The following is an 18,214-nucleotide window of genomic DNA, read 5'->3' as shown; positions in this document are numbered from 1 at the left end:
AGGCGGCATTGAACAGGGAGGGCGAGCGCACGCTCATGACCGGACGACCGGCAGGCACACGATCATGACCGTCCCGGCCCCCGCGCCCCACGCACACACCGGGCACCCCCACCCCCGTGCCCACCATGCCGCCATGCGCGTCCCCGCCTTCCGGCGCCACGGCGCGTCCCAGATCGGCGGAGGCGTGCCCGCGTCCCGGGCGTTCCCGGACGGGTGGGCGGTGGTGTGGTCGTGACGGATGTGATCGCGGGGTTCCGGCTGGGCGGGCGGGGACGGCTCGGTGAGCTGGGCACGTGGAGTGAGGCGACGGCGCCGGACGGACGGGCGGCCGGGGCGTTGCGGTTCGACGCGCGGCTCGTGGCCGACCGGGAGGCGGTGCGGCGGCTGGCCTCGGCGGTGTCGGCGGACCGCCGGCTCACCCAGGGCGGCCTGACCGGGCTGCTGCCGATCGCCGACCTGGTCGCCGCGGGGGACGAGGTGTGGCTGCTCACCGGGCGTCCCGCCGGCCCCACGGTGACCGATCTGCTGAACTCCGCCGCCGGTTCGATCCCGGACGCGGGCAGCGCCGCGGCCGTCCTGGTGGAGACCGCGCAGACGCTGCTCGCCGTGCACGCGGCGGGGCTGGCGCACGGCGCGTTGCAACCCGGCACGGTGGTGGCCGGCGAGGACGGCGCCGCGCTGCTCGCGGAGCGCGGGCTCGCCGAGGCGCTGCGCGGCCTGCCGCCGGCGCCGGAGCGTGACGTGGCGGCCTGGGCGTCGCTGGCCAGGGGACTCGCCGCGACCTGGGCGGGCGACGCCGGCGCCGCCGCCGTCCTGCTGGACCAGGTGGCCTCGACGGCGCTGACCCACGGGCTCGCCGCCGCTCGTGACGTGCTGCTCGCCGGGCGCGACCGGCTGCCGGGCGGCTTCATCGGCAGGGAGCGGCTGGCCGACGCCGTACGCGTGTGGCGGCAGGGCCTCCCCACGCCGGTGGCGACGCCGTACCCGACCGGGCACGACGAGGGCGAGATCGTCACGCTGCTGCACGTCCCCACGCCCGGCTCCGGCACCTTCCCGGCGAGTACGGCGACGCCGCCCACCACCCCGGGGTCCGGGTCGCCGGGCACGGGGTACCCGGGAGGCGGCGGCCACGCGGCCCACCCCGGCGACGGCGGCTTCGGCGCCGGTCACGCGGCCTACCCCGGCGACCGCGGTTCGGGCGCGGCGGGCACCCACCCGGCGGAGGGCGACCACCGCTCGACTGCGCACCCCGGCGGCGATGAGGTGCGGTTCGGGCCGGGGGTGCCGACCGGCAGCACGGCCGAGGACATCTGGCGGTCCGGCCGGGAGCAGGCCACCCCGGCGGCCCGGGATCGCCGGCTGCGGCGCGCGGCGGCCCGGCGCAGGCGGCGTACCGTGCTGTCGGCGGTGGTGTTCGCCCTGGTGGTGGCGGGCGCGCTGCTGGCGTGGCTGCTGCGGGACACCGGGCCGGCGCTGGCCGTGCAGAAGGTCGACGTCACGGCGCCCAAGAAGGTCCAGGGCTGCGACTCGACCGTCACGATCAACGGCGTGATCACCACGAACGGCGGCGGCGGCGAGATCCGCTACGCGTGGGTGCGCAGCGACAGGAAGCAGCCGATCGAGCAGACCGAGACGGTCGGCGACGGCACCACCCACCAGGTGAGCCTGAAGTGGACGGTGAAGGGCGAAGGCTCCTTCAAGGGCACGGCCACCCTCCGTGTCCTGTCCCCCGCCCCGGCTTCGGGCAAGCGCGTCGAGGACAAGGCGACCTTCACCTACCGCTGCCGCTGACCCGAGCCGAACCGGTCGTCGTTCACAATGCATCGCATACCGGTTCTTACTACTCTGGCGGCCATGACCACGAATACCCCCGCGGGCTGGTACCCCGATCCATATGGCACGCCCCAGCTACGATGGTGGGACGGCGGCCAGTGGACGGATGCCACCCACCCCGTCGAGCAGGGCCGGCAGGAGTCCGCCCCGCCACCGCAACCGGCGCCCGGCCCCGCGCCGGTCGGCCCGCCCCCGGGGGGCGCGGCCCCCCAGGACCACGCCGCCTTCGCCCCTCCGAGCGGCCCCGGCCCCCAGCCCGGTCCCCCAACCGGTCCCCCGCCCGGTCCCTCGTTCGGCACCCAGCCCGGTCCCCCGTTCGGCACCCAGCCCGGCTCCCAGGCCGGTCATGGCGCGCCGACCCAGCAGTACGACCAGTCCCGGTGGGCGCAGCAGCCCCAGTGGGGCCCCGGCCCGCAGGGCGGCACGGCGCAGATGCCGGTGCCGGACTTCGGGCAGCCGCCGGGCGGTCCCCAGCGGCGGAGCAACGTCTGGCCGTGGGTGCTCGGCGGCGGCGGCGCGCTGATCGTGGTGATCGCGATCATCGTCGCCGTGGTCTTCGTGGTGAACGCGGCGCCGGACGAGCTGGCGAGCGGCCAGGCCCCCGTGCCGAGCGCCTCGCCGCCCGGCCTGCCCGACCAGCTTCCCGAGCCCAGCCTGCCGCCGATCCCCACCGAGCCCGGCCCGGAGACCTCCCCCGTGCCGCTGCCCCAGCCCGAGAACGGCCGGATCACCGACGAGGCCGCCGGCCTGTCCTACGCGGTCCCCAAGGGCGCCTGGCGGGTGCCGAAGCCGGCCCCCGGCCAGGCCGGCGTCCAGCCGTGGACGAGCAAGGTCGAGGCGATCTCGCAGGAGCGCTACAACGGCGAGAACGACTGGATCGGGAACATCTACACCGGCCCCCTGCTCGAAACGATCCCCTACAACGGCCCGGAGAGCCTGGAGGTCACCGCCAACACGCTCTTCCAGTACTACAACCAGACCTCGTACGGCCCGCCGCACGGCCAGCGGATCATCAAGAACGAGGCCAGGAAGATCGGCGGCCGGGATGCCTGGGTCGTCGAGTTCGAGCTGGACTTCACCCCGGTGGCGAAGGACAACAACTGGAAGTGGCGCAAGGAGCGCGGCGCGATCGTGCTGGTGGACCGGCCCGACGAGCAGCATCCGGCCCTGCTCTACATGTCCGTGCCGGACAACCTGGACACCGGGAACGTCCAGCGGGTGCTGGACTCACTCAAGCTCTCCTGAGAACGGCACTAGTCTGTCTTTATGAGTGATCTGCTGGTCTGGATCGATTGTGAGATGACTGGGCTCGAGCTCGGCCGTGACGCGCTGGTCGAGGTGGCCTGTGTCGTCACCGACGGCGAGCTGAACCAGCTGGACGAGGGTGTGGACGTGGTCATCAAGCCCCCGTCCGAGGCGCTGGAGCAGATGTCGGACGTCGTGCGCGACATGCACACGACCTCCGGCCTGCTGACGGCGCTCGGCGGGGGTGTCACCCTGGCGGAGGCCGAGTCGGTGATCCTGGGGTATATCCGGGGGCACGTCAAGGAGCCCAAGAAGGCGCCCCTGTGCGGCAACTCCATCGCCACCGACCGGGCCTTCATCGCGCGGGACATGCCCGATGTCGACGCCCACCTGCACTACCGGATGATCGACGTCTCCTCGATCAAGGAACTGGTCCGCAGGTGGTATCCGAGGGTCTACTTCGCCTCCCCGGAGAAGCAGGGCGGCCACCGCGCCCTCGCCGACATCACCGAGAGCATCCGCGAGCTGCGGTACTACCGGGCGGCCGTTTTCGTGCCGCTGCCGGGCCCCGACTCCAGCACCGCGCGGGAGGTCGCGGAGATCGTCGCGGGTTCGTGACGACTCGCCCGCCCGCTGGACGAATCGACTGCGAAAAACCGCTACACTTCTAACGTGCCGCTGCGGCGGACATGGTGGGCGTAGCTCAGTTGGCAGAGCGCCAGGTTGTGGTCCTGGATGTCGTGGGTTCAAGTCCCATCGCTCACCCGTGCGACGGCCGGTTCCGAAAGGAACCGGCCGTCTTTTGTTGCGTCCGGGAAAAGTTGCGGTATCTCCTGACCGACTTTGCCCCCAAAGTTTGATATTGGGAGTTATGCTCGCTGTCAACCGTTACGCCGGAAGGGGCGGGGGCCTCGGCGGCCTGACCATGACCGGAGACCCGGATGACAGTCGACCCCGCGATCGAAGCCGGACCCAGCGACGTCCGGCTCGCATCGGGCCTGAGCAAGCGTGAGACCGAAGTCATGCAACTGATCGCCAACGGTCATTCCAACGGCGAGATCGCGCAGCATCTCTTTCTCAGCGAGAAGACGGTCAAGAACCACGTCAACCGGATCTACGCCAAACTCGGCGTGGACTCCCGGGTCACCGCGATCGGCCTGTGGGTGAGTCTCACCCCGCCACAGGACCCGATCTGACCAGCGGACCGGCCTCCGCCAGGGCGGTCACGGCGGAGGCGATGGCGCGCAGGCCGTACTCCACCTCCTCGGCGCCGACCGACAGGGCGGGGCGCAGCCGGACGGAGCGTTCTCCGCAGGGCAGCACGAGCACTCCGCCCTCCTCCCGGATGCGGATGATCGCCGCGTCCCTGGTCGCGGCGTCGGGCAGGTCGAAGGCGCACATCAGGCCCCGGCCCCGGACGGCGCCGACCACGCCGGGCAGGGCGGCCTGCAACTCGTGCAGGCCGGCCAGCAGGCGGGCGCCGAGCGCGCCCACCCGCTCGAAGATCCCGTCACGCTCGATGATCTCCAGCATGCGCCGGGAGCGGACCATGTCGACCAGCCCGCCGCCCCAGGTGGAGTTGATCCGGCCGCTCACCCGGAACACGTTGTCCGGCACGAGGTCCACCCTGCGGCCCGCCATGATCCCGCCGACCTGTGCCTTCTTCGCGAAGGCCACGATGTCCGGCCGCAGCCCGAGCTGCTGGTAGGCCCACGGCGTGCCGGTCAGCCCCACGCCGGTCTGCACCTCGTCGAGCACGAACAGCGCGTCGTGCTCGTGGCACAGGTCCTGCATCGCGCGCAGGAACTCCGGCCGCATGTGGTTGTCGCCGCCCTCGCCCTGGATCGGCTCGGCGATGAAGCAGGCGATGTCGTGCGGGTGGCGCTCGAAGGCCGCCGCCGCCTGGCCCAGCGCGCGCGCCTCGGCCGCCTCGACCCCGCCCGGCTCGTCCTCGTACCGGTGGATCGCGGGCACCTCGATCCGCGGCCAGTCGAAGGCGGGATACCGCTCGGTCTTCACCGGGTCGGTGTTGGTCAGGGAGAGCGTGTAGCCGCTGCGGCCGTGGAACGCCCGGGTGAGATGCAGCACCCGGCCGCCCAGTTCGGGCGGGCGCCCGGCCGCCTCGTTCCTGCGGCTCTTCCAGTCGAAGGCGGCCTTCAGCGCGTTCTCCACGGCGAGCGCCCCGCCCTCGACGAAGAACAGGTGCGGCAGCTCCGGGTCGCCGAGCACGCGGGCGAAGGTGTCGGCGAAGTCGGCCAGATGGACGGTGTAGAGGTCGGAGTTGGCCGGTTTGTTCATCGCGACCTTGCCCAGCAGGTCGCGGAAGTCCGGGTCGTCGCCGAACGGGTTGATGCCCAGCGGCGCGGAGGCGAAGAAGGTGTAGAAGTCGAGATAACGCCGTCCGGTGGCCGCGTCGGCCAGCCAGGAGCCCTCGCTCCGATCAAGGTCGAGCACCATGTGATAGCCGTCGACGAGCAGATGGCGGGCGAGCCGGTCGTGTACGTACATGTCACCTCCGCATCGGGCCGTACTCGGATACTTCCCCCTTATCGCGCCTCCAACAAGAAATCTTCCCGCGAAAATCGCCAGATCACGAAAACCTCAAAGGGCACCCCGTGCCCGCGGACGGAGGCACGGGGTGCGGGCGGTCACGCCTTACTGGCGAGGGCGAACGCTCCCCTGGTCAGCGCCAAAATCTCGGCGAGCCCGGCGTCCTGGTCGTAGACCCGGTCCGGGTCGGAGGTCAGCAGGGTGACGACGTACGTCCTGCCGGCCGCCGTCCTGGCCAGGAAGCCCGCGGTCAGCACGCCGCCCTCGGAACCGCCCTTGAACCAGACGTCCGGCCAGTCGGCGGGGTCCAGGTCCAGGCCCGCGTCCGAGCGGGACAGCGCGGTGCCGACCGGCGCGAGCCCGGGACGCTCGGCGAGGCGTTCCAGCCCGGCGTAGGCGCGGCAGATGTCCTGCGGTGAGGCGAACCACTCCAGGGAGTCGATCTCGCGGGACACGGGCTCCGGCGCCAGCCGGGACAGCGGCACCCCGGCCACGGTGTCCCGCAGGTAGGCGCGTCTGCCCTGGACGCCCCGCGACTCGTACGCCCGGAACAGGCGCGGATAGTCGGCCCACTTCAGCACGGTCAGTTCCCTGGTGGTGAGCAGCGGCACGTTACGCCGGTCGCCGGCGCCCCAGCGGTCCATCCGGTGCTCGACCCTGGTCCTGCCCACCTCGTGCATGAGCAGGTCGGTGGCCGTGTTGTCGCTGATGGAGATCATCAGCTCGGCCGCCTCGGCGACCGGGACCTCGCTGCCGTCCGGACGGGTGTGGATGCCGCCGGGCGACGGGCTCTTGAGCTCGGGCGTGATCGTCAGCCGGTCGTCCCAGCGGAGCGCGCCCGCGCCGACCCGCTCGGCGGTGGCGGCCAGCACGTAGAGCTTGAACATCGACGCGAGCGGCCTGGCCTTGCCGGGCGCCACGGCGTGCACCGTACGGCAGGCGCCCTTGTCCGTCACCTCCGCGGCCAGGAAGCCCACCCGGGGCGCGATCGCGCGCAGCCGTTCGTCGATCTCCGACCAGCTCGCCGGCGTGGGCCTGGGCTGCTGGGGCGGTCGCACGGTGAGCCCGACGATCTTCCCGGTGCCGTCGACCGTGATCGACAGCACGAAGTTCTGCCCGGCCAGGACCGTGGTGGCGGTGATCACGTCGGGCCGGGCGCCGGTCAGCTCGGTGAGCCGCAGGCCGGCCAGGCTCTGGATGAACTGGTTGAACTGCGCGGGAGGCACCTGCGCCAGGAAGGCCGGGTGCACGTGCTCGGCGAGCTCGGCCTCGGGCAGGGGCGCGCGCGGGATGGCGGCGAGGAGCCAGCGGAGCTGGTCGCCGGCCGGCGTGGCGGGGATCTCCACCTCGGGGGCGGTGGGCGTGGCCGAAGGGGACGGGGAGGCGGTCGTCGTCGGCGCCGCCCCCTCGCCGCCCGCGCACGCCGTGGCGAGCAGGGAGACTCCGGCCAGCGCCAACGCGGTGACCCGGATCCGCTTCTTCGGGAGATGCACGAATGCTCCTTCACAGAGGTGTACGGCGGCTCACCGCAAACGCTAGGAAAGGCCGGCGCGCCGGCGTAGCCTGCCAGCCTCCGTCCCGGACCTGCGGATGTCCGCACCCGATGTGCGGACAACCTCATAGACGCGACCGCGCGCCCGCGGGCACGATGGGCCACATGCACGGCGAACGGCCGCCGCCCCCGGCCCCCGGACCGGCCACGGCGCAAGGCACCGCGGCGGCGGAGATCACCTCCCCGGACGCTCACGGGACGCGGCACGCCGGAGGCGCACCGGAGCCCACGGTGTCTCCGGGAACGCCGGTGTCTCCGGGAACGCCGGTGCCTGCGGGAGGGGCGGAGGTGCGGACGCCCGGGGCGGCGGCGCGGGTGGTCGCGGGGGTCAGCGCGGGGGCGGCCACGGTGGCGCTGGTCACCGGCGGCCTGCTGGAGGTCGGCCTCCCGCCGCCGATCACGACGGTGGCGTTCATCCTGCTGGCCCTTCCGCTGCCGTTCCTCGGCTGGCTGGTCTCCTCGCACCGCCCGGCGAACCGCTACGGCTGGCTGCTGCTGGCCATCGGCTGCTGCCTCGGCTTCATGGTGCTCGGCGTCGGCCTGGTGACCAGGGCGGCCGCCGGCGGTCCCGGCGCGGACGCCCTGCTGGCGGTGGGCGTGGCGCTGTGCACCATGTCCGGCCTCTACTACAGCCTGACGTGGATCTTCGTCCCGCTGCTGTTCCCCGACGGCCGGCCGCCCTCGCCGCGCTGGCGGCTGCTCGGCCGGGTCGGCGGCGCCGCCGTCGCCGTGCAGTTCGTCGCCCAGTTCCTCTCGCCCGGCCACGTGCTGCCCACCGTCCCCGCCGTGGTCAACCCGTTCGGGCTGGCGGGCTTTCCCGGGCTGGTCGCCCTGCTCGTCAACGCGGTCTCCCAGCTCGTCGCGCTGTGCTGCGGGATCGCCGCGCTGTTCTCGCTCCGCACCCGGGCGCGCGGGGCGAGCCGGGCGGAGCGCCGGCGGCTGCGCTGGATCGCGCTGGGCGGCGGTGTGAACATCGTGGGCTTCGTCCTGCTGCTGTTCTTCAACACGGGCGGCGGCGGGCTGCTGTCGGCGGCGGTCGGCCTGGTGAGCGTGCTCAGCGCGCTGCCCGCGGCGATCCTGCTGACCGTGATCCGGCACCGGGTGTTCGACCTGCGGCTCGCGGTCCGGCGGTCGGTGGTCTACGGGCTGCTGTGGGCGTCCATCGCCGCCGGTTACGCCGGGGTGGCGACCGCGTTCGGGATGGCGGCCGGCGAGCGGCTGCCGGTGGGGGTGGCCATCGGGCTGACCGTCCTGGTCACCCTGATCTTCCAGCCGGCGAGGGCACGGCTCGAACGGCTGGCCGACCGGATCGTCTTCGGCGACCGTCCGACGGCCGCCGACCTGCTGTCCGACCTGGGTCCCGCGCTGGAGGAGTCGGAACCGGTGGAGCAGCTCAGCCGGGTGGCGTCCGCCGTACAGGCCGGACTGGGGGCCAGGTGGGCGGCGGTGACCCTCGCCGACGGCACCCGGGTGGTGGCCGGGGAGGAGACCGGCGAAGCGGTGCTGGTGCTGCCGGTGCCCGCCGGGCTCGGGCACATCTCGTGCGGGCCCAAGCCCGGCGGACCGGTCACCGCGGAGGACGTGCGGCTGCTGCGCGCGCTCGCCGTGCCCGTCGCGCTGACCATCCAGAGCGCCGGCCTGGCGACGAGACTGGTGAACGCGCAGGAGGCCGAACGGCGGCGGATCGAGCGCAACATCCACGACGGCGTGCAGCAGCAGCTCGTGGCGCTCATCGCCGGTCTGGAGCTGGCCAGGGCGTCCGGCGGCGGCGGCCCCGGCACCCTCGCGCTGCTCCGCGAGCAGGCCCGCCAGACGCTGAACGACCTGCGCGAGCTGGCCGCCGGCATCCATCCCTCCGTGCTCAGCCAGGGCGGGCTGGTGGAGGCGGTCGAGGAGCGCTGCTCGCGGCTGCCGGTGCGGACGACCGTGCTGGCCGAGCCCGGCCTGCGCGAGCGGCGCTTCCCCGACGAGGTGGAGGGCGCCGTGTATCTGACGGTGAGCGAGGCGGTCGCCAACGCGCTGAAGCACGCGGCGGCCGCCCGGATCGAGGTACGGCTGGCGCACGCCGCCGGGAAGCTGGAGGCGTTCGTGGACGACGACGGGATCGGGTTCGACCGGCGGGCGGTGTCCTCGGCCGGCCTGGACCGGCTCGCGGACCGGCTGGCCGCGCTGGGCGGCGGCGTGGACATCGTCAGCGCGCCCGGCGCGGGGACGCGGGTGCGGGCGTGGGTGACCGCCCATGGCTGAGCGGCTGCGCACGGTCGTCGCCGATGACCATTACCTGGTCAGGGAGGGCACCAGGCAACTGCTGGAGAGCTCGGGCGACGTGCTCGTGGTCGGCGCCGTGGGCACCGCGGACGAGCTGCTCGACGCGACCAGCCGGCTGCGTCCCGACGTGGTGCTGACCGACATCCGGATGCCCGGCGGATCCTGGCGGCCCGGGTTCGAGGGCATCGACGCCGCCCACCGCATCCGGGCCGCGCATCCCGGCGTGGGCGTGGTCGTCCTGTCGCAGTTCTCCGACGCGCTCTACGCCTTCGAGCTGTTCCGCGGCGGCACCGAGGGGTTCGCCTACCTGCTGAAGGACCGGGTGGGCGACCTGGAGGAGCTGCTCGGCGCGATCCAGGCGGTGGCCTCGGGCGGGTCGGTGATCGATCCCAAGGTGGTGGAGGGGCTGCTGGCGCGGCGGGCCGTACGCGCCGATCCCGGGGCGCCCGCGCTCACCCCCAGGGAGCAGGACGTGCTGCGCGAGATGGCCAGGGGCAAGTCCAACGGCGGGATCGCAAGGGCCGTCAGCCTGTCGGTGTCCGCCGTCGAGAAGAACGTGAACTCGATCTTCCTCAAGCTGGGCCTGGAGAACAGCCCGGACACCCACCGCCGGGTGGCGGCCGTCCTCGCCTATCTCGGCGCACCGCCCGGAGGGTCTTCACCCTGATCCGGTATGGGGTCATACTTGCGCCAATCGAAGAACATTCTTCTGGAGCGACGCGATGAGCCTTGCCGACCTGCAACCCGTGCCCAGCGAACAGCTCACCTTCCCGACGCCGCCCGCCTTCGACTCCGTGGGCGACGAACGCCGCCACCGCAGGGAACGGCTGGCCGCGGCGCTGCGCCTGTTCGGCCGGTTCGGCTTCGAGGAGGGGATCGCCGGGCACATCACCGCCCGCGACCCCGAGCACACCGACCACTTCTGGGTGAACCCGTTCGGGATGAGCTTCAGGCACGTCAGGGTGAGCGACCTCATCCTGGTGAACCACGCCGGCGAGGTCGTCGAAGGCCGCCACCACGTCAACCAGGCGGCCTTCGCGATCCACTCCATGATCCACAGGGCCCGTCCGGAGGTCGTGGCCGCCGCGCACTCCCACTCCGTGTACGGCAAGGCGCTGTCGTCCCTCGGCACACCGCTGGAGCCGCTGACCCAGGACGCCTGCGCGTTCTACGAGGACCACGGCCTGTTCGACGACTACACCGGCGTCGTCCTGGAGACCGAGGAGGGCCGCCGCATCGCGCGGGCGCTCGGCTCGCACAAGGCCGTGATCCTGCGCAACCACGGCCTCCTCACCGTCGGCGAGTCGGTCGACTCCGCGGCCTGGTGGTTCGTCACGATGGAGCGCTCGTGCCAGGCGCAGCTCGCGGCCAAGGCGGCCGGCCCCACCGTGCCGATCGACCACGAGAACGCCAAGCTCACCCACGGCCAGGTCGGCAGTGAGTTCCTGGGCTGGCTCAACTTCCAGCCGTTGTGGGACCAGATCCTGCGCGCCGAGCCCGACCTGCTGGACTGACGGGACCTCCGCTCAGCGGTCGAACAACGTGGACGGCGGGACCGGGGCGGCGACGCTCTGGCCGTCGTGGATGGGCGCGGCTCCGGCCACGAACTTCCGCAGCGCCTCGCCGTGCGTGCACCGGGCCTGGCTGAGGCCGCCCGCGGCGCGGCGGACCAGGTCGTCGAGCGGAAGCTCCATGCGGGAGGCGGCGACGATGAGGTTGCCGAAGCGCCGCCCCCGCATGACGCCGGGGTCGGCGAGCAGCGCCACGTGCCGGAAGGTGTCCAGGACCGTGGCCAGGAACCGGCGGGCGAAGGACAACCCCCTCCCGTCGGCCAGGTTGACCAGCAGGGTGCCCCGGTAGCGCAGCACCCGCGCCACGTCGGCGAGGTACTCGGCGGTGGCCAGTTCGACCGGCATCACGGCCCCGCTGAAGGCGTCGAGCACGAACAGGTCGGCCGAGTCGTCCCACAGCTGGGCCGACCCGGCCCGCCCGTCGGCGACGCGCACCTTCAGCAGCGGCACCGACTTCAGCCTGAGCTGGTCGCGGACGAGCTGGACCAGCCCGGCGTCCGGCTCGACCACGATCTGCCGGGAACCCGGGCGGGTCGCGGCGACGTAACGCGGGATCGTGCAGGCGCCGCCGCCGACGTGCACCGCCTCCAGCGGCCCGTCGTCCAGCAGGTCGATCACGTCGGCCATCAGGCGCACGTACTCGAAGTCGAGGTACTCCGGATCGTCGAGATCCACGTAGGACTGCGGTACCCCGCCGGACAGCAGGATCCAGCCGCCCGGCCGGTCCAGGTCCTGGAGGAGCTCCACCTCTCCGAAGGTGACGGTGTAACGGCCCGGCATCGGCTCGTGGGAGGTACGTCGCGCCATCACGCCGGATCTTTCATGTTCGGTTCCCTTTCGGATGGTCCGTTCTGGTATACCCCTGGGGGACACCCCCTGGGAGAAAAACCGTATGCGTCCTCGTAGGCTCCTCGTGCTGCTCGCCGTGCTCCTCGTCGTGGGCGGCACCTGCGGAGCGGGATGGTTCTGGCTGGGTCCGGTGAGCGGAAGCGCGGCCGAAACCTCCCGGGCCTATCTGGACGCCTGGCGGCGCGGCGACTACGCGGCCATGAGCGCCCTGGTAGCCGAACCTCCCGCCGACTTCGCCGACCGGCACCGGCGGCTCGACCGCGACCTCCGGGTGGAGTCGATCGCGCTCACGCCGGGGACGATCGTACGGCGCGGCGACGAGGCGGCCGACATCCGGGTCCAGGGGGTGCGCCAGGTGCGCGAGCTGGGCGCGTGGCCGTTCAGCACGACGCTGCGCCTCGCGGTCCGGGGCCGCGTGTGGAAGGTGCTGTGGTCGCCGGAGACCCTTCACCCGGCGCTGGCCGGTGGGGCGGCGCTGAAGCTCACCGAGACCAGGGTGCCCACGACGGAGCTCGTCACCCGCACCGGGGAGCGGATGCCCAACGACAACGGCGCGGAGTCCTACCTGGGCGAGCTGAACAGGCGGCTGGACCGGACCACCTCGGGCTGGGCGATCGATCAGGTGCGCGAGGGCGTCACCAGGCGGCTCGTGGTCTACCAGCCGCCGCCCACCTCGAAGGTGCGCACCACGCTGTCCTGGCGCATGCAGGCGGCGGCGGCCAGGGCGCTGGACGGGGTACGGCAGCCCGCGACGATCGTCGCGGTGCGGGCCAGCACCGGGGAGGTGCTCGCGGTGGCGGACCGGCTGGGCGCGGGCCGGCGCGCGTTCGAGGAGGTCTACGGGCCCGGCGACGCGTTCATGCTGGTCACGGCGGCGGCTCTGCTGTCGGACGGGCTCACCCCGGACAGCCGGGTGGCCTGCCCCGGGGAGTACACCCCGCCCGCCCGCGCCGGGAAGATCGAGAACGCCGGCGGCACGGCCCCGGGCACGGTCTCGCTGGCCAAGGCCATGAGCCTGTCGTGCGCCACGACCTTCGCCCAGCAGGCGGTGGAACGCCTCACCCCGGACGAGCTGGCCGGCCAGGCGGAGTCGCTCGGCTTCGGCCGGGAACTGGGCTCCGGCGTCGGCGGCACCTGCGGACGCCCCCCGGCGAAGAGCGCGAACCGGTCGGCGCTGGCCACCGACGCGGTCGGCCGTAACACGGTCGCCGCCAGTCCGCTGTGCATGGCCCTGCTCGCCGCGGCCGTGAAGGACGGCACCTGGCGCCCGCCGCGGCTGGTCACCGAGAAGGCGGCGCGGGTACTGGACCGGGTGCGGCCGAACGAGGTCACGGTGCCGCCCGCCGTCGCCTCCGGCCTGCGCACGATGATGCAGGCCGAAGCGGCGGAGGAGGCCAACGCCGGGCTGTTCCCCAAGGGGGTCGCGGGTCACGCGGGGCGGACCCCGGATGTCGGCACGTGGTTCGTCGGCTACCGGCAGGACATGGCATTCGCGGTGTTCGTCAAGGGCAAGGGACCGGTGCGCAGGGCGGCGCTGCCCATCGCCTCCCGCTTCCTGCGCGCCCTGTGAGCCCTGCGCGCCCTGTGAGCCCTGCGCGCCCGCCGGGCGGGCCTGCGGTCAGGCGCCGGCCTTGCGCAGGTCGAGGCAGGCCACCCGGTCACCGGCCGTGCCCGCCTTGGGACCGGTGGGCGTGGTCTCCTCGGCGTGGATCACCAGCGACTTGGGCAGCCGGTCGGGGCTGAGCCCCCACGGCTGCTTGGCCTCGGCGGTGGCCGCGCCGGACGCGTCGGTGGTGAAGTCGAGCCAGACCTCGTTGGTCGGGTTGGCCGCCGTGTGCGGCGAGGGGCCCTGGGCCGGCATGTGCTGGAAGTGCGGGCCGGAGTCGTCGGGCTTGGCGCCGCAGGACTTCGTGTGCAGGTGCGAGCCGTACTTGCGGTCGGGCAGCAGGCCGGCGACGGTCAGCTTGGAGGTGGTCTCCTGGCCGCTGGAGTCGACCGTGATGTCGGCCTTCGCCCCCTCGGGCGCCAGCTTCTTGTCGTAGACCACCGCCTTCGCGCCCTCGCTGTAGGGCTTGAAGGTGCCGCCGCCGGTGAGCCGGACCGGCGCGGTGGACTCGCCCGGGGTGTGCCCGGGGGAGTCCTCGACGGAGGGCGAGGAGGGGGTGGACGGCGCGGCGGCGGGGCTCACGACCGGAGCCTCACCGGAGCCGACCGCCCCCTGCTGACCGCAGGCGGCGCTGAGCATGACGAGCGCGAGGACAGGGAGACGGCGCATGCCGAAACTTTCCCTTCGTGGAACGGATTGGTCGAGGCGCAACTCTAGCCCGTAATCGCGCAAGGACTAAGCGTAACGCTCGGCTATCCGGTCGATGTCCCCGGCGAGGGCGAAGTCCTTCTCCGTCAAACCTCCCGCGTCGTGCGTGGTCAGGGCGAAGTGCAGGGTCCGCCAGCGGATGTCGACATCCGGATGGTGATTCAGCTCCTCGGCCCGCGCGGCGACCTCGTCCACCACCCGGATCGCGGCCGGGAAGTCCCGCGCCTTGAAGGTGCGCCTGATCTCGCGGCCCTCACGCCGCCATTCCGGCAGCCCGGCCAGCTTCCTGGTGATCTCCGTTTCGTCCAGCATGATTCCAGGACATCACGCGGAACGGGGCCATGCCACCCTTTGCCCGGGACGGCGGGAACGCCTAGTTTGATCGCATGCTGATGGGCGAGGAGCGCAGGGCGTTGTGCGCGTACGGCAGGCGGGCGATCGAGTCGGGGCTGGTGATCGGCACCTCGGGCAACCTGAGCGTGCGCTCGGGCGACCTCGTCGCGGTCACCCCGTCCGGGGTCGCGCTGGACCGGATGACGCCGCAGGACTGCCCGGTGCTGGACATCGAGGGATATGTCGTCTCCGGCGAGCGGCAGCCGTCCTCCGAGACGCCGATGCACCTGGCCGTCTACGCGGCCACCGACGCCACGGCCGTCGTGCACACGCACTCCGTCTTCGGCGCCGTCGTGGCCACCACCATGACCGAGCTGCCCCCGATCCACTACAACGCGCTGCTGCTCGGCGGCACGATCAGGGTCGCCCGCTACGCCACGTACGGCACGCCGGAGCTGGCCGCGAACGTGATGGAGGCGCTCGCCGGCAGGCAGGCGGTGCTGATGGCCAACCACGGCGGAGTGACCCTCGGCGCGGACCTGGAGACGGCCTTCGAGGCGACCAGGCTGCTGGAGTGGCTCTGCGAGGTGTACGTGCGGGCCAAGGGGGTGGGCGAGCCCCGGGTCCTGACCGAGGAGGAGCTCGGCGCGGTGGTCGAGCGGGCGCTCAACCCGCAGGCGTTCCCGCGCCGGGAACCGGTCCACGGATCGGACGTCCCGGACATCGAACCAGGAAAGTGACTAACGTTTCCCAGCGGAACCAGCGGAGTCAGCGGAACGAATGGAGCGATGGGTTGCCGTTGCAGATCACGGGCGCTCCCAGCGATCCCGACCTCATCCGCCTGCCCTGGGACCTCCCCCTGGAAGAGTGGCCGGACCACTACCTGGTCCCGCTCCCCCGCGGCATCTCCCGGCACGTGGTGCGCTTCGTCCGGCTGGCCGACCGGGTGTACGCGATCAAGGAGATCAGCGAGCGCTACGCCAAGGCGGAGTACCGCCTGCTGTGGGATCTCAGCAGGCTGGACGCGCCCGCCGTCGAGCCGGTCGCCGTGGTCACCGGGCGCACCGGCCGCGACGGTGAGCCGCTGGACTCCGCCCTGGTCACCCGCCATCTGCAGTTCTCCCTCCCCTACCGGGCGGTCATGTCGGGCACGCTGCGGCCCGACACGCTCACCCGGCTGCTCGACGCGCTGGCCGTGCTCCTGGTCCGGCTGCACCTGTACGGCTTCTACTGGGGCGACTGCTCGCTGTCCAACACGCTCTTCCGGCGGGACGCGGGGGCGTTCGCGGCCTATCTGGTGGACGCCGAGACAGGCGAGATCCATCCCCTGATCAGCGAGGGGCTGCGCAGGCACGACATCGACCTCGCGCACACCAACATCTACGGCGAGATGCTCGACCTGGAGGCGGGCGGCCTGCTGCACCCGTCCATCGACCCGGAGGCGATCGCCGGGCAGGTGCTCGACCGGTACAACCGGCTGTGGGAGGAGCTCACCGAGGACGAGATCATCGAGGAGGTGGACTGGCACCGGGTGGAGCAGCGCATCCGCCGCCTGAACTCCCTCGGCTTCGACGTGGCGGAGATGATGGTCCGCCGCAAGGCGGGCACCGGCCGGCTGATCGTGCGGCCCAAGGTCGTGGACGCCGGGCACCACCAGCGCCGCCTGCTCCGCCTCACCGGCCTGGACGTGGAGGAGAACCAGGCGCGGCGGCTGCTCAACGACCTCGACTCCTTCCGGGTGCAGAGCGGCCTGCGGCACGAGGACGAGGCGATCGTGGCGCACCGCTGGCTCGCCGAGATCTTCCAGCCCACGGTGGCCGCGATCCCGGCCGGGCTGCGCGGCAAGCTGGAGCCCGCGCAGTTCTTCCACGAGGTGCTCGACCACCGCTGGTTCCGGTCCGAGGCCGCGGGCGGGGACATCGGGCTGGCCGCCGCGGTCCGTTCCTACATCGACAACGTGCTGGTGTTCAAGCCGGACGAGCAGGCGCTCATCGGCGAGGCCTAGACCGCCGGCCGCGCTGCTCCAGTTCCGCGGGCGGCCGCCCCTCCTCGTGCTCCTCCTCCGGCAGCGGGACCTTGTCCCCGCCGTAGACGTGGCTCAGCCGGGCGCGCAGGTGGCCGATGGGGCCGCGCAGTTCCTTGGGCGGGACGCCGTCCCCGTCGTGCCCGTCGGCCTCGATGACCGGGATCGGTTCCTTCGCCAGCACCCGGTCCGCGAGTTCCTCCGTCGAGGGGGCGTGCACCTCGATGAACTCGCCGTGCGGCAGCCGCTTGATGACGCCGGACTCCACACCGTGCCGGACCAGCCCGGCGTCCTTGCGCTGGAGGCCGACGCAGATCCGGTACGTGACGTAGTAGGCGACGGCCGGTCCCACGAAGACCGCGATCCTGGAGAACCAGGTGGTCGCGTAGAGCGAGATGTGGAAGTTCGCGGAGATCTCGTCGTTGGCCCCCAGCAGCCACAGGACGCCGTAGAAGGTGATGGCCGCCATGCCGATCGCGGTGCGGTGCGGGTTGTTGCGCGGCCGGTCGGCGACGTGGTGCTCACGCCGGTCGCCGGTGATCCAGCGTTCGGCGAAGGGGTAGACGGCCAGGCCGGTCAGGATGACGAACATCGGCAGCAGCGCCGGGATGAGGACGCTCAACGTCAGCGTGTGCCCCCACAGGTTGATCTCCCACGAGGGCATCATCCGCAGGGCGCCGTCCAGGAAGCCCAGGTAGAAGTCCGGCTGCGACCCCGCGGACACGTTCGCCGGCGAGTAGGGGCCGAACAACCAGATCGGGTTGATCTGGGCGAACCCGCCGAGCGCCGTCAGCACGCCGAAGGTGAAGAAGAAGAACGCCCCCGACTTGAGCATGAACGACGGGTAGAGCGGGCCGCCGACCACGTTGGTCTCGGTGTGCCCCTTGCCCGGCATCTGGGTGTGCTTCTGCACCCACATCAGGATCAGGTGGGCGGTGATCAGCGCCACGAGCAGCCCGGGGAGCAGCAGGATGTGGATCGTGAAGAACCGGCTGATGATGTCCTCGCCGGGATACTCCCCGCCGAACAGCAGGAACGACAGGTAGGTCCCGACCACCGGTATGGAGAGGACCACTCCCTGGGTGATGCGCAGGCCCGCGCCGGACAGCAGGTCGTCCGGGAGCGAGTAACCGGTCAGGCCCTCCACGAGGGCGAGGGTGAGCAGCACCAGGCCGATGAGCCAGTTGAGCTCGCGTGGCTTGCGGTACGCGCCGGTGAAGAAGATCCGGAGCATGTGCACCAGGATGGCGGCCACGAAGAGCAGGGCCGCCCAGTGGTGGATCTGCCGCATCAGCAGCCCGCCGCGCACTTCGAAGCTGATGTGCAACGCCGACGCGTACGCCTCGGACATGGTCACGCCACGCAGCGGGGCGTACGCGCCGTTGTACACGACGTCCCCCATGCCGGGCTTGAACCAGAACGTGAGGAAGGTGCCGCTAAGCAGGAGGATGACGAACGAGTAGAGCGCGATCTCGCCGAGCAGGAACGTCCAGTGGTCGGGGAAGACCTTGCGCAGGTTGCGCTTGAGGAAGCCTGCCGCACCGACCCGGTCGTCGACGAAGCGGCTCCCCCTGGCCACGGCCTTCGGCACCTCGGGTTCACCTGCGGCCATGCTCGCCTCCCGTTGGGCTCGCGGACCCTTCCTCTCACCTTCGGAGCGGCAGCCATGCAGGTTG

General features: G+C 72.3%; 16 protein-coding genes and 1 tRNA gene. 11 read left to right on the top strand and 6 right to left on the bottom strand.

What is annotated here, in order from left to right; genetic code table 11:
* Positions 1–231 precede the first annotated feature (231 nt).
* The 5 genes from QSK26_RS36810 (at position 232) to QSK26_RS36790 (ending at position 4,274) form a co-directional block, all read left to right on the top strand.
* Positions 232–1,791, top strand: coding sequence for a protein kinase family protein (locus QSK26_RS36810; RefSeq protein WP_285779974.1), 1,560 nt, complete (start codon positions 232–234; stop codon positions 1,789–1,791).
* A gap of 63 nt (positions 1,792–1,854) precedes the next feature.
* A complete protein-coding gene (locus QSK26_RS36805; protein ID WP_285779973.1) occupies positions 1,855–3,078 on the top strand; it encodes a DUF2510 domain-containing protein in 1,224 nt (407 codons plus the stop codon).
* Positions 3,079–3,099: 21 nt separating this feature from the next.
* Positions 3,100–3,696, top strand: coding sequence for an oligoribonuclease (gene orn / locus QSK26_RS36800; protein ID WP_285779972.1), 597 nt, complete (start codon positions 3,100–3,102; stop codon positions 3,694–3,696).
* Positions 3,697–3,770: 74 nt separating this feature from the next.
* Positions 3,771–3,843, top strand: a tRNA-His gene (locus QSK26_RS36795).
* Positions 3,844–4,019: 176 nt separating this feature from the next.
* The gene (locus tag QSK26_RS36790) at positions 4,020–4,274 is read left to right on the top strand and encodes a helix-turn-helix domain-containing protein (RefSeq protein WP_285779971.1); all 255 of its coding nucleotides are present in this window, start codon (positions 4,020–4,022) and stop codon (positions 4,272–4,274) included.
* Here QSK26_RS36790 and lat read toward each other — a convergent pair.
* Both lat and QSK26_RS36780 read right to left on the bottom strand, forming a co-directional pair.
* Positions 4,249–5,586, bottom strand: a complete 1,338-nt coding sequence (lat, locus tag QSK26_RS36785) for an L-lysine 6-transaminase (RefSeq protein WP_285779970.1) — start codon at positions 5,584–5,586, stop codon at positions 4,249–4,251. The genes QSK26_RS36790 and lat overlap by 26 nt on opposite strands.
* Positions 5,587–5,726: 140 nt before the next feature.
* Positions 5,727–7,121, bottom strand: a complete 1,395-nt coding sequence (locus tag QSK26_RS36780) for a serine hydrolase (RefSeq protein ID WP_285779969.1) — start codon at positions 7,119–7,121, stop codon at positions 5,727–5,729.
* A 347-nt stretch (positions 7,122–7,468) separates the two neighbouring features.
* Here QSK26_RS36780 and QSK26_RS36775 point away from each other — a divergent pair, with 347 nt between their 5' ends.
* The 3 genes from QSK26_RS36775 to QSK26_RS36765 are packed head-to-tail and all read left to right on the top strand — an operon-like array spanning position 7,469 to position 10,962.
* Positions 7,469–9,427, top strand: coding sequence for a histidine kinase (locus QSK26_RS36775; protein ID WP_285779968.1), 1,959 nt, complete (start codon positions 7,469–7,471; stop codon positions 9,425–9,427).
* Positions 9,420–10,115: a response regulator transcription factor gene (locus QSK26_RS36770; protein WP_285779967.1), complete on the top strand. Its 696-nt coding sequence runs from the start codon at positions 9,420–9,422 to the stop codon at positions 10,113–10,115. The genes QSK26_RS36775 and QSK26_RS36770 overlap by 8 nt, the downstream gene beginning before the upstream one ends.
* 55 nt (positions 10,116–10,170) lie before the next feature.
* The gene (locus tag QSK26_RS36765) at positions 10,171–10,962 is read left to right on the top strand and encodes a class II aldolase/adducin family protein (protein WP_285779966.1); all 792 of its coding nucleotides are present in this window, start codon (positions 10,171–10,173) and stop codon (positions 10,960–10,962) included.
* A 12-nt stretch (positions 10,963–10,974) separates the two neighbouring features.
* Here QSK26_RS36765 and QSK26_RS36760 read toward each other — a convergent pair whose 3' ends face one another.
* The gene (locus QSK26_RS36760; RefSeq protein WP_285779965.1) at positions 10,975–11,826 is read right to left on the bottom strand and encodes a spermidine synthase; all 852 of its coding nucleotides are present in this window, start codon (positions 11,824–11,826) and stop codon (positions 10,975–10,977) included.
* Between the two features lie 85 nt (positions 11,827–11,911).
* On the opposite strand from QSK26_RS36760, the gene QSK26_RS36755 reads away from it, so the two are divergent.
* Entirely contained in the window at positions 11,912–13,438 is a 1,527-nt protein-coding gene (locus QSK26_RS36755; RefSeq protein WP_285779964.1) for a penicillin-binding transpeptidase domain-containing protein, read from the top strand.
* 48 nt (positions 13,439–13,486) lie between these two features.
* Here the strand turns inward: QSK26_RS36755 and QSK26_RS36750 are convergent, their stop codons facing one another.
* Positions 13,487–14,143 carry a superoxide dismutase family protein gene (locus QSK26_RS36750; protein ID WP_285779963.1) on the bottom strand — a complete coding sequence of 219 codons (657 nt, stop codon included), beginning with the start codon at positions 14,141–14,143 and terminating at the stop codon, positions 13,487–13,489.
* A 66-nt stretch (positions 14,144–14,209) separates the two neighbouring features.
* Positions 14,210–14,494, bottom strand: a complete 285-nt coding sequence (locus QSK26_RS36745) for a 4a-hydroxytetrahydrobiopterin dehydratase (protein WP_285779962.1) — start codon at positions 14,492–14,494, stop codon at positions 14,210–14,212.
* A 74-nt stretch (positions 14,495–14,568) separates the two neighbouring features.
* On the opposite strand from QSK26_RS36745, the gene QSK26_RS36740 reads away from it, so the two are divergent.
* Together QSK26_RS36740 and QSK26_RS36735 are read left to right on the top strand one after the other, a co-directional pair.
* Complete coding sequence (locus QSK26_RS36740) at positions 14,569–15,255, top strand: class II aldolase/adducin family protein (protein ID WP_285779961.1); 687 nt, start codon at positions 14,569–14,571, stop codon at positions 15,253–15,255.
* A gap of 53 nt (positions 15,256–15,308) precedes the next feature.
* On the top strand, positions 15,309–16,520 hold the full coding sequence (locus tag QSK26_RS36735; protein WP_285779960.1) for a DUF4032 domain-containing protein: 1,212 nt from the start codon (positions 15,309–15,311) through the stop codon (positions 16,518–16,520).
* Here the strand turns inward: QSK26_RS36735 and qcrB are convergent.
* Positions 16,504–18,150 carry a cytochrome bc1 complex cytochrome b subunit gene (gene qcrB / locus QSK26_RS36730; RefSeq protein WP_285779959.1) on the bottom strand — a complete coding sequence of 549 codons (1,647 nt, stop codon included), beginning with the start codon at positions 18,148–18,150 and terminating at the stop codon, positions 16,504–16,506. The two genes, QSK26_RS36735 and qcrB, sit on opposite strands and share 17 nt — an antisense overlap.
* Positions 18,151–18,214: the final 64 nt, after the last annotated feature.

This window comes from Microtetraspora sp. NBRC 13810, assembly GCF_030268685.1.
Taxonomy (GTDB): Bacteria; Actinomycetota; Actinomycetes; order Streptosporangiales; family Streptosporangiaceae; genus BSRQ01.
The sequence above is the reverse complement of the archived record's forward strand: the minus strand, read 5'-3'. Positions and strand labels throughout refer to the sequence as shown.

What these genes read in the sequence shown, in the direction of transcription:
- QSK26_RS36755 (WP_285779964.1), top strand. Translation starts at nt 11,912, where the DNA reads ATGCGTCCTCGTAGGCTCCTCGTGCTGCTCGCCGTGCTCCTCGTCGTG.
- QSK26_RS36770 (WP_285779967.1), top strand. Translation starts at nt 9,420, where the DNA reads ATGGCTGAGCGGCTGCGCACGGTCGTCGCCGATGACCATTACCTGGTC.
- QSK26_RS36745 (WP_285779962.1), bottom strand. Translation starts at nt 14,494, where the DNA reads ATGCTGGACGAAACGGAGATCACCAGGAAGCTGGCCGGGCTGCCGGAA.
- QSK26_RS36805 (WP_285779973.1), top strand. Translation starts at nt 1,855, where the DNA reads ATGACCACGAATACCCCCGCGGGCTGGTACCCCGATCCATATGGCACG.
- orn (WP_285779972.1), top strand. Translation starts at nt 3,100, where the DNA reads ATGAGTGATCTGCTGGTCTGGATCGATTGTGAGATGACTGGGCTCGAG.
- QSK26_RS36740 (WP_285779961.1), top strand. Translation starts at nt 14,569, where the DNA reads ATGCTGATGGGCGAGGAGCGCAGGGCGTTGTGCGCGTACGGCAGGCGG.
- QSK26_RS36750 (WP_285779963.1), bottom strand. Translation starts at nt 14,143, where the DNA reads ATGCGCCGTCTCCCTGTCCTCGCGCTCGTCATGCTCAGCGCCGCCTGC.
- QSK26_RS36790 (WP_285779971.1), top strand. Translation starts at nt 4,020, where the DNA reads ATGACAGTCGACCCCGCGATCGAAGCCGGACCCAGCGACGTCCGGCTC.
- QSK26_RS36765 (WP_285779966.1), top strand. Translation starts at nt 10,171, where the DNA reads ATGAGCCTTGCCGACCTGCAACCCGTGCCCAGCGAACAGCTCACCTTC.
- lat (WP_285779970.1), bottom strand. Translation starts at nt 5,586, where the DNA reads ATGTACGTACACGACCGGCTCGCCCGCCATCTGCTCGTCGACGGCTAT.
- qcrB (WP_285779959.1), bottom strand. Translation starts at nt 18,150, where the DNA reads ATGGCCGCAGGTGAACCCGAGGTGCCGAAGGCCGTGGCCAGGGGGAGC.
- QSK26_RS36760 (WP_285779965.1), bottom strand. Translation starts at nt 11,826, where the DNA reads ATGGCGCGACGTACCTCCCACGAGCCGATGCCGGGCCGTTACACCGTC.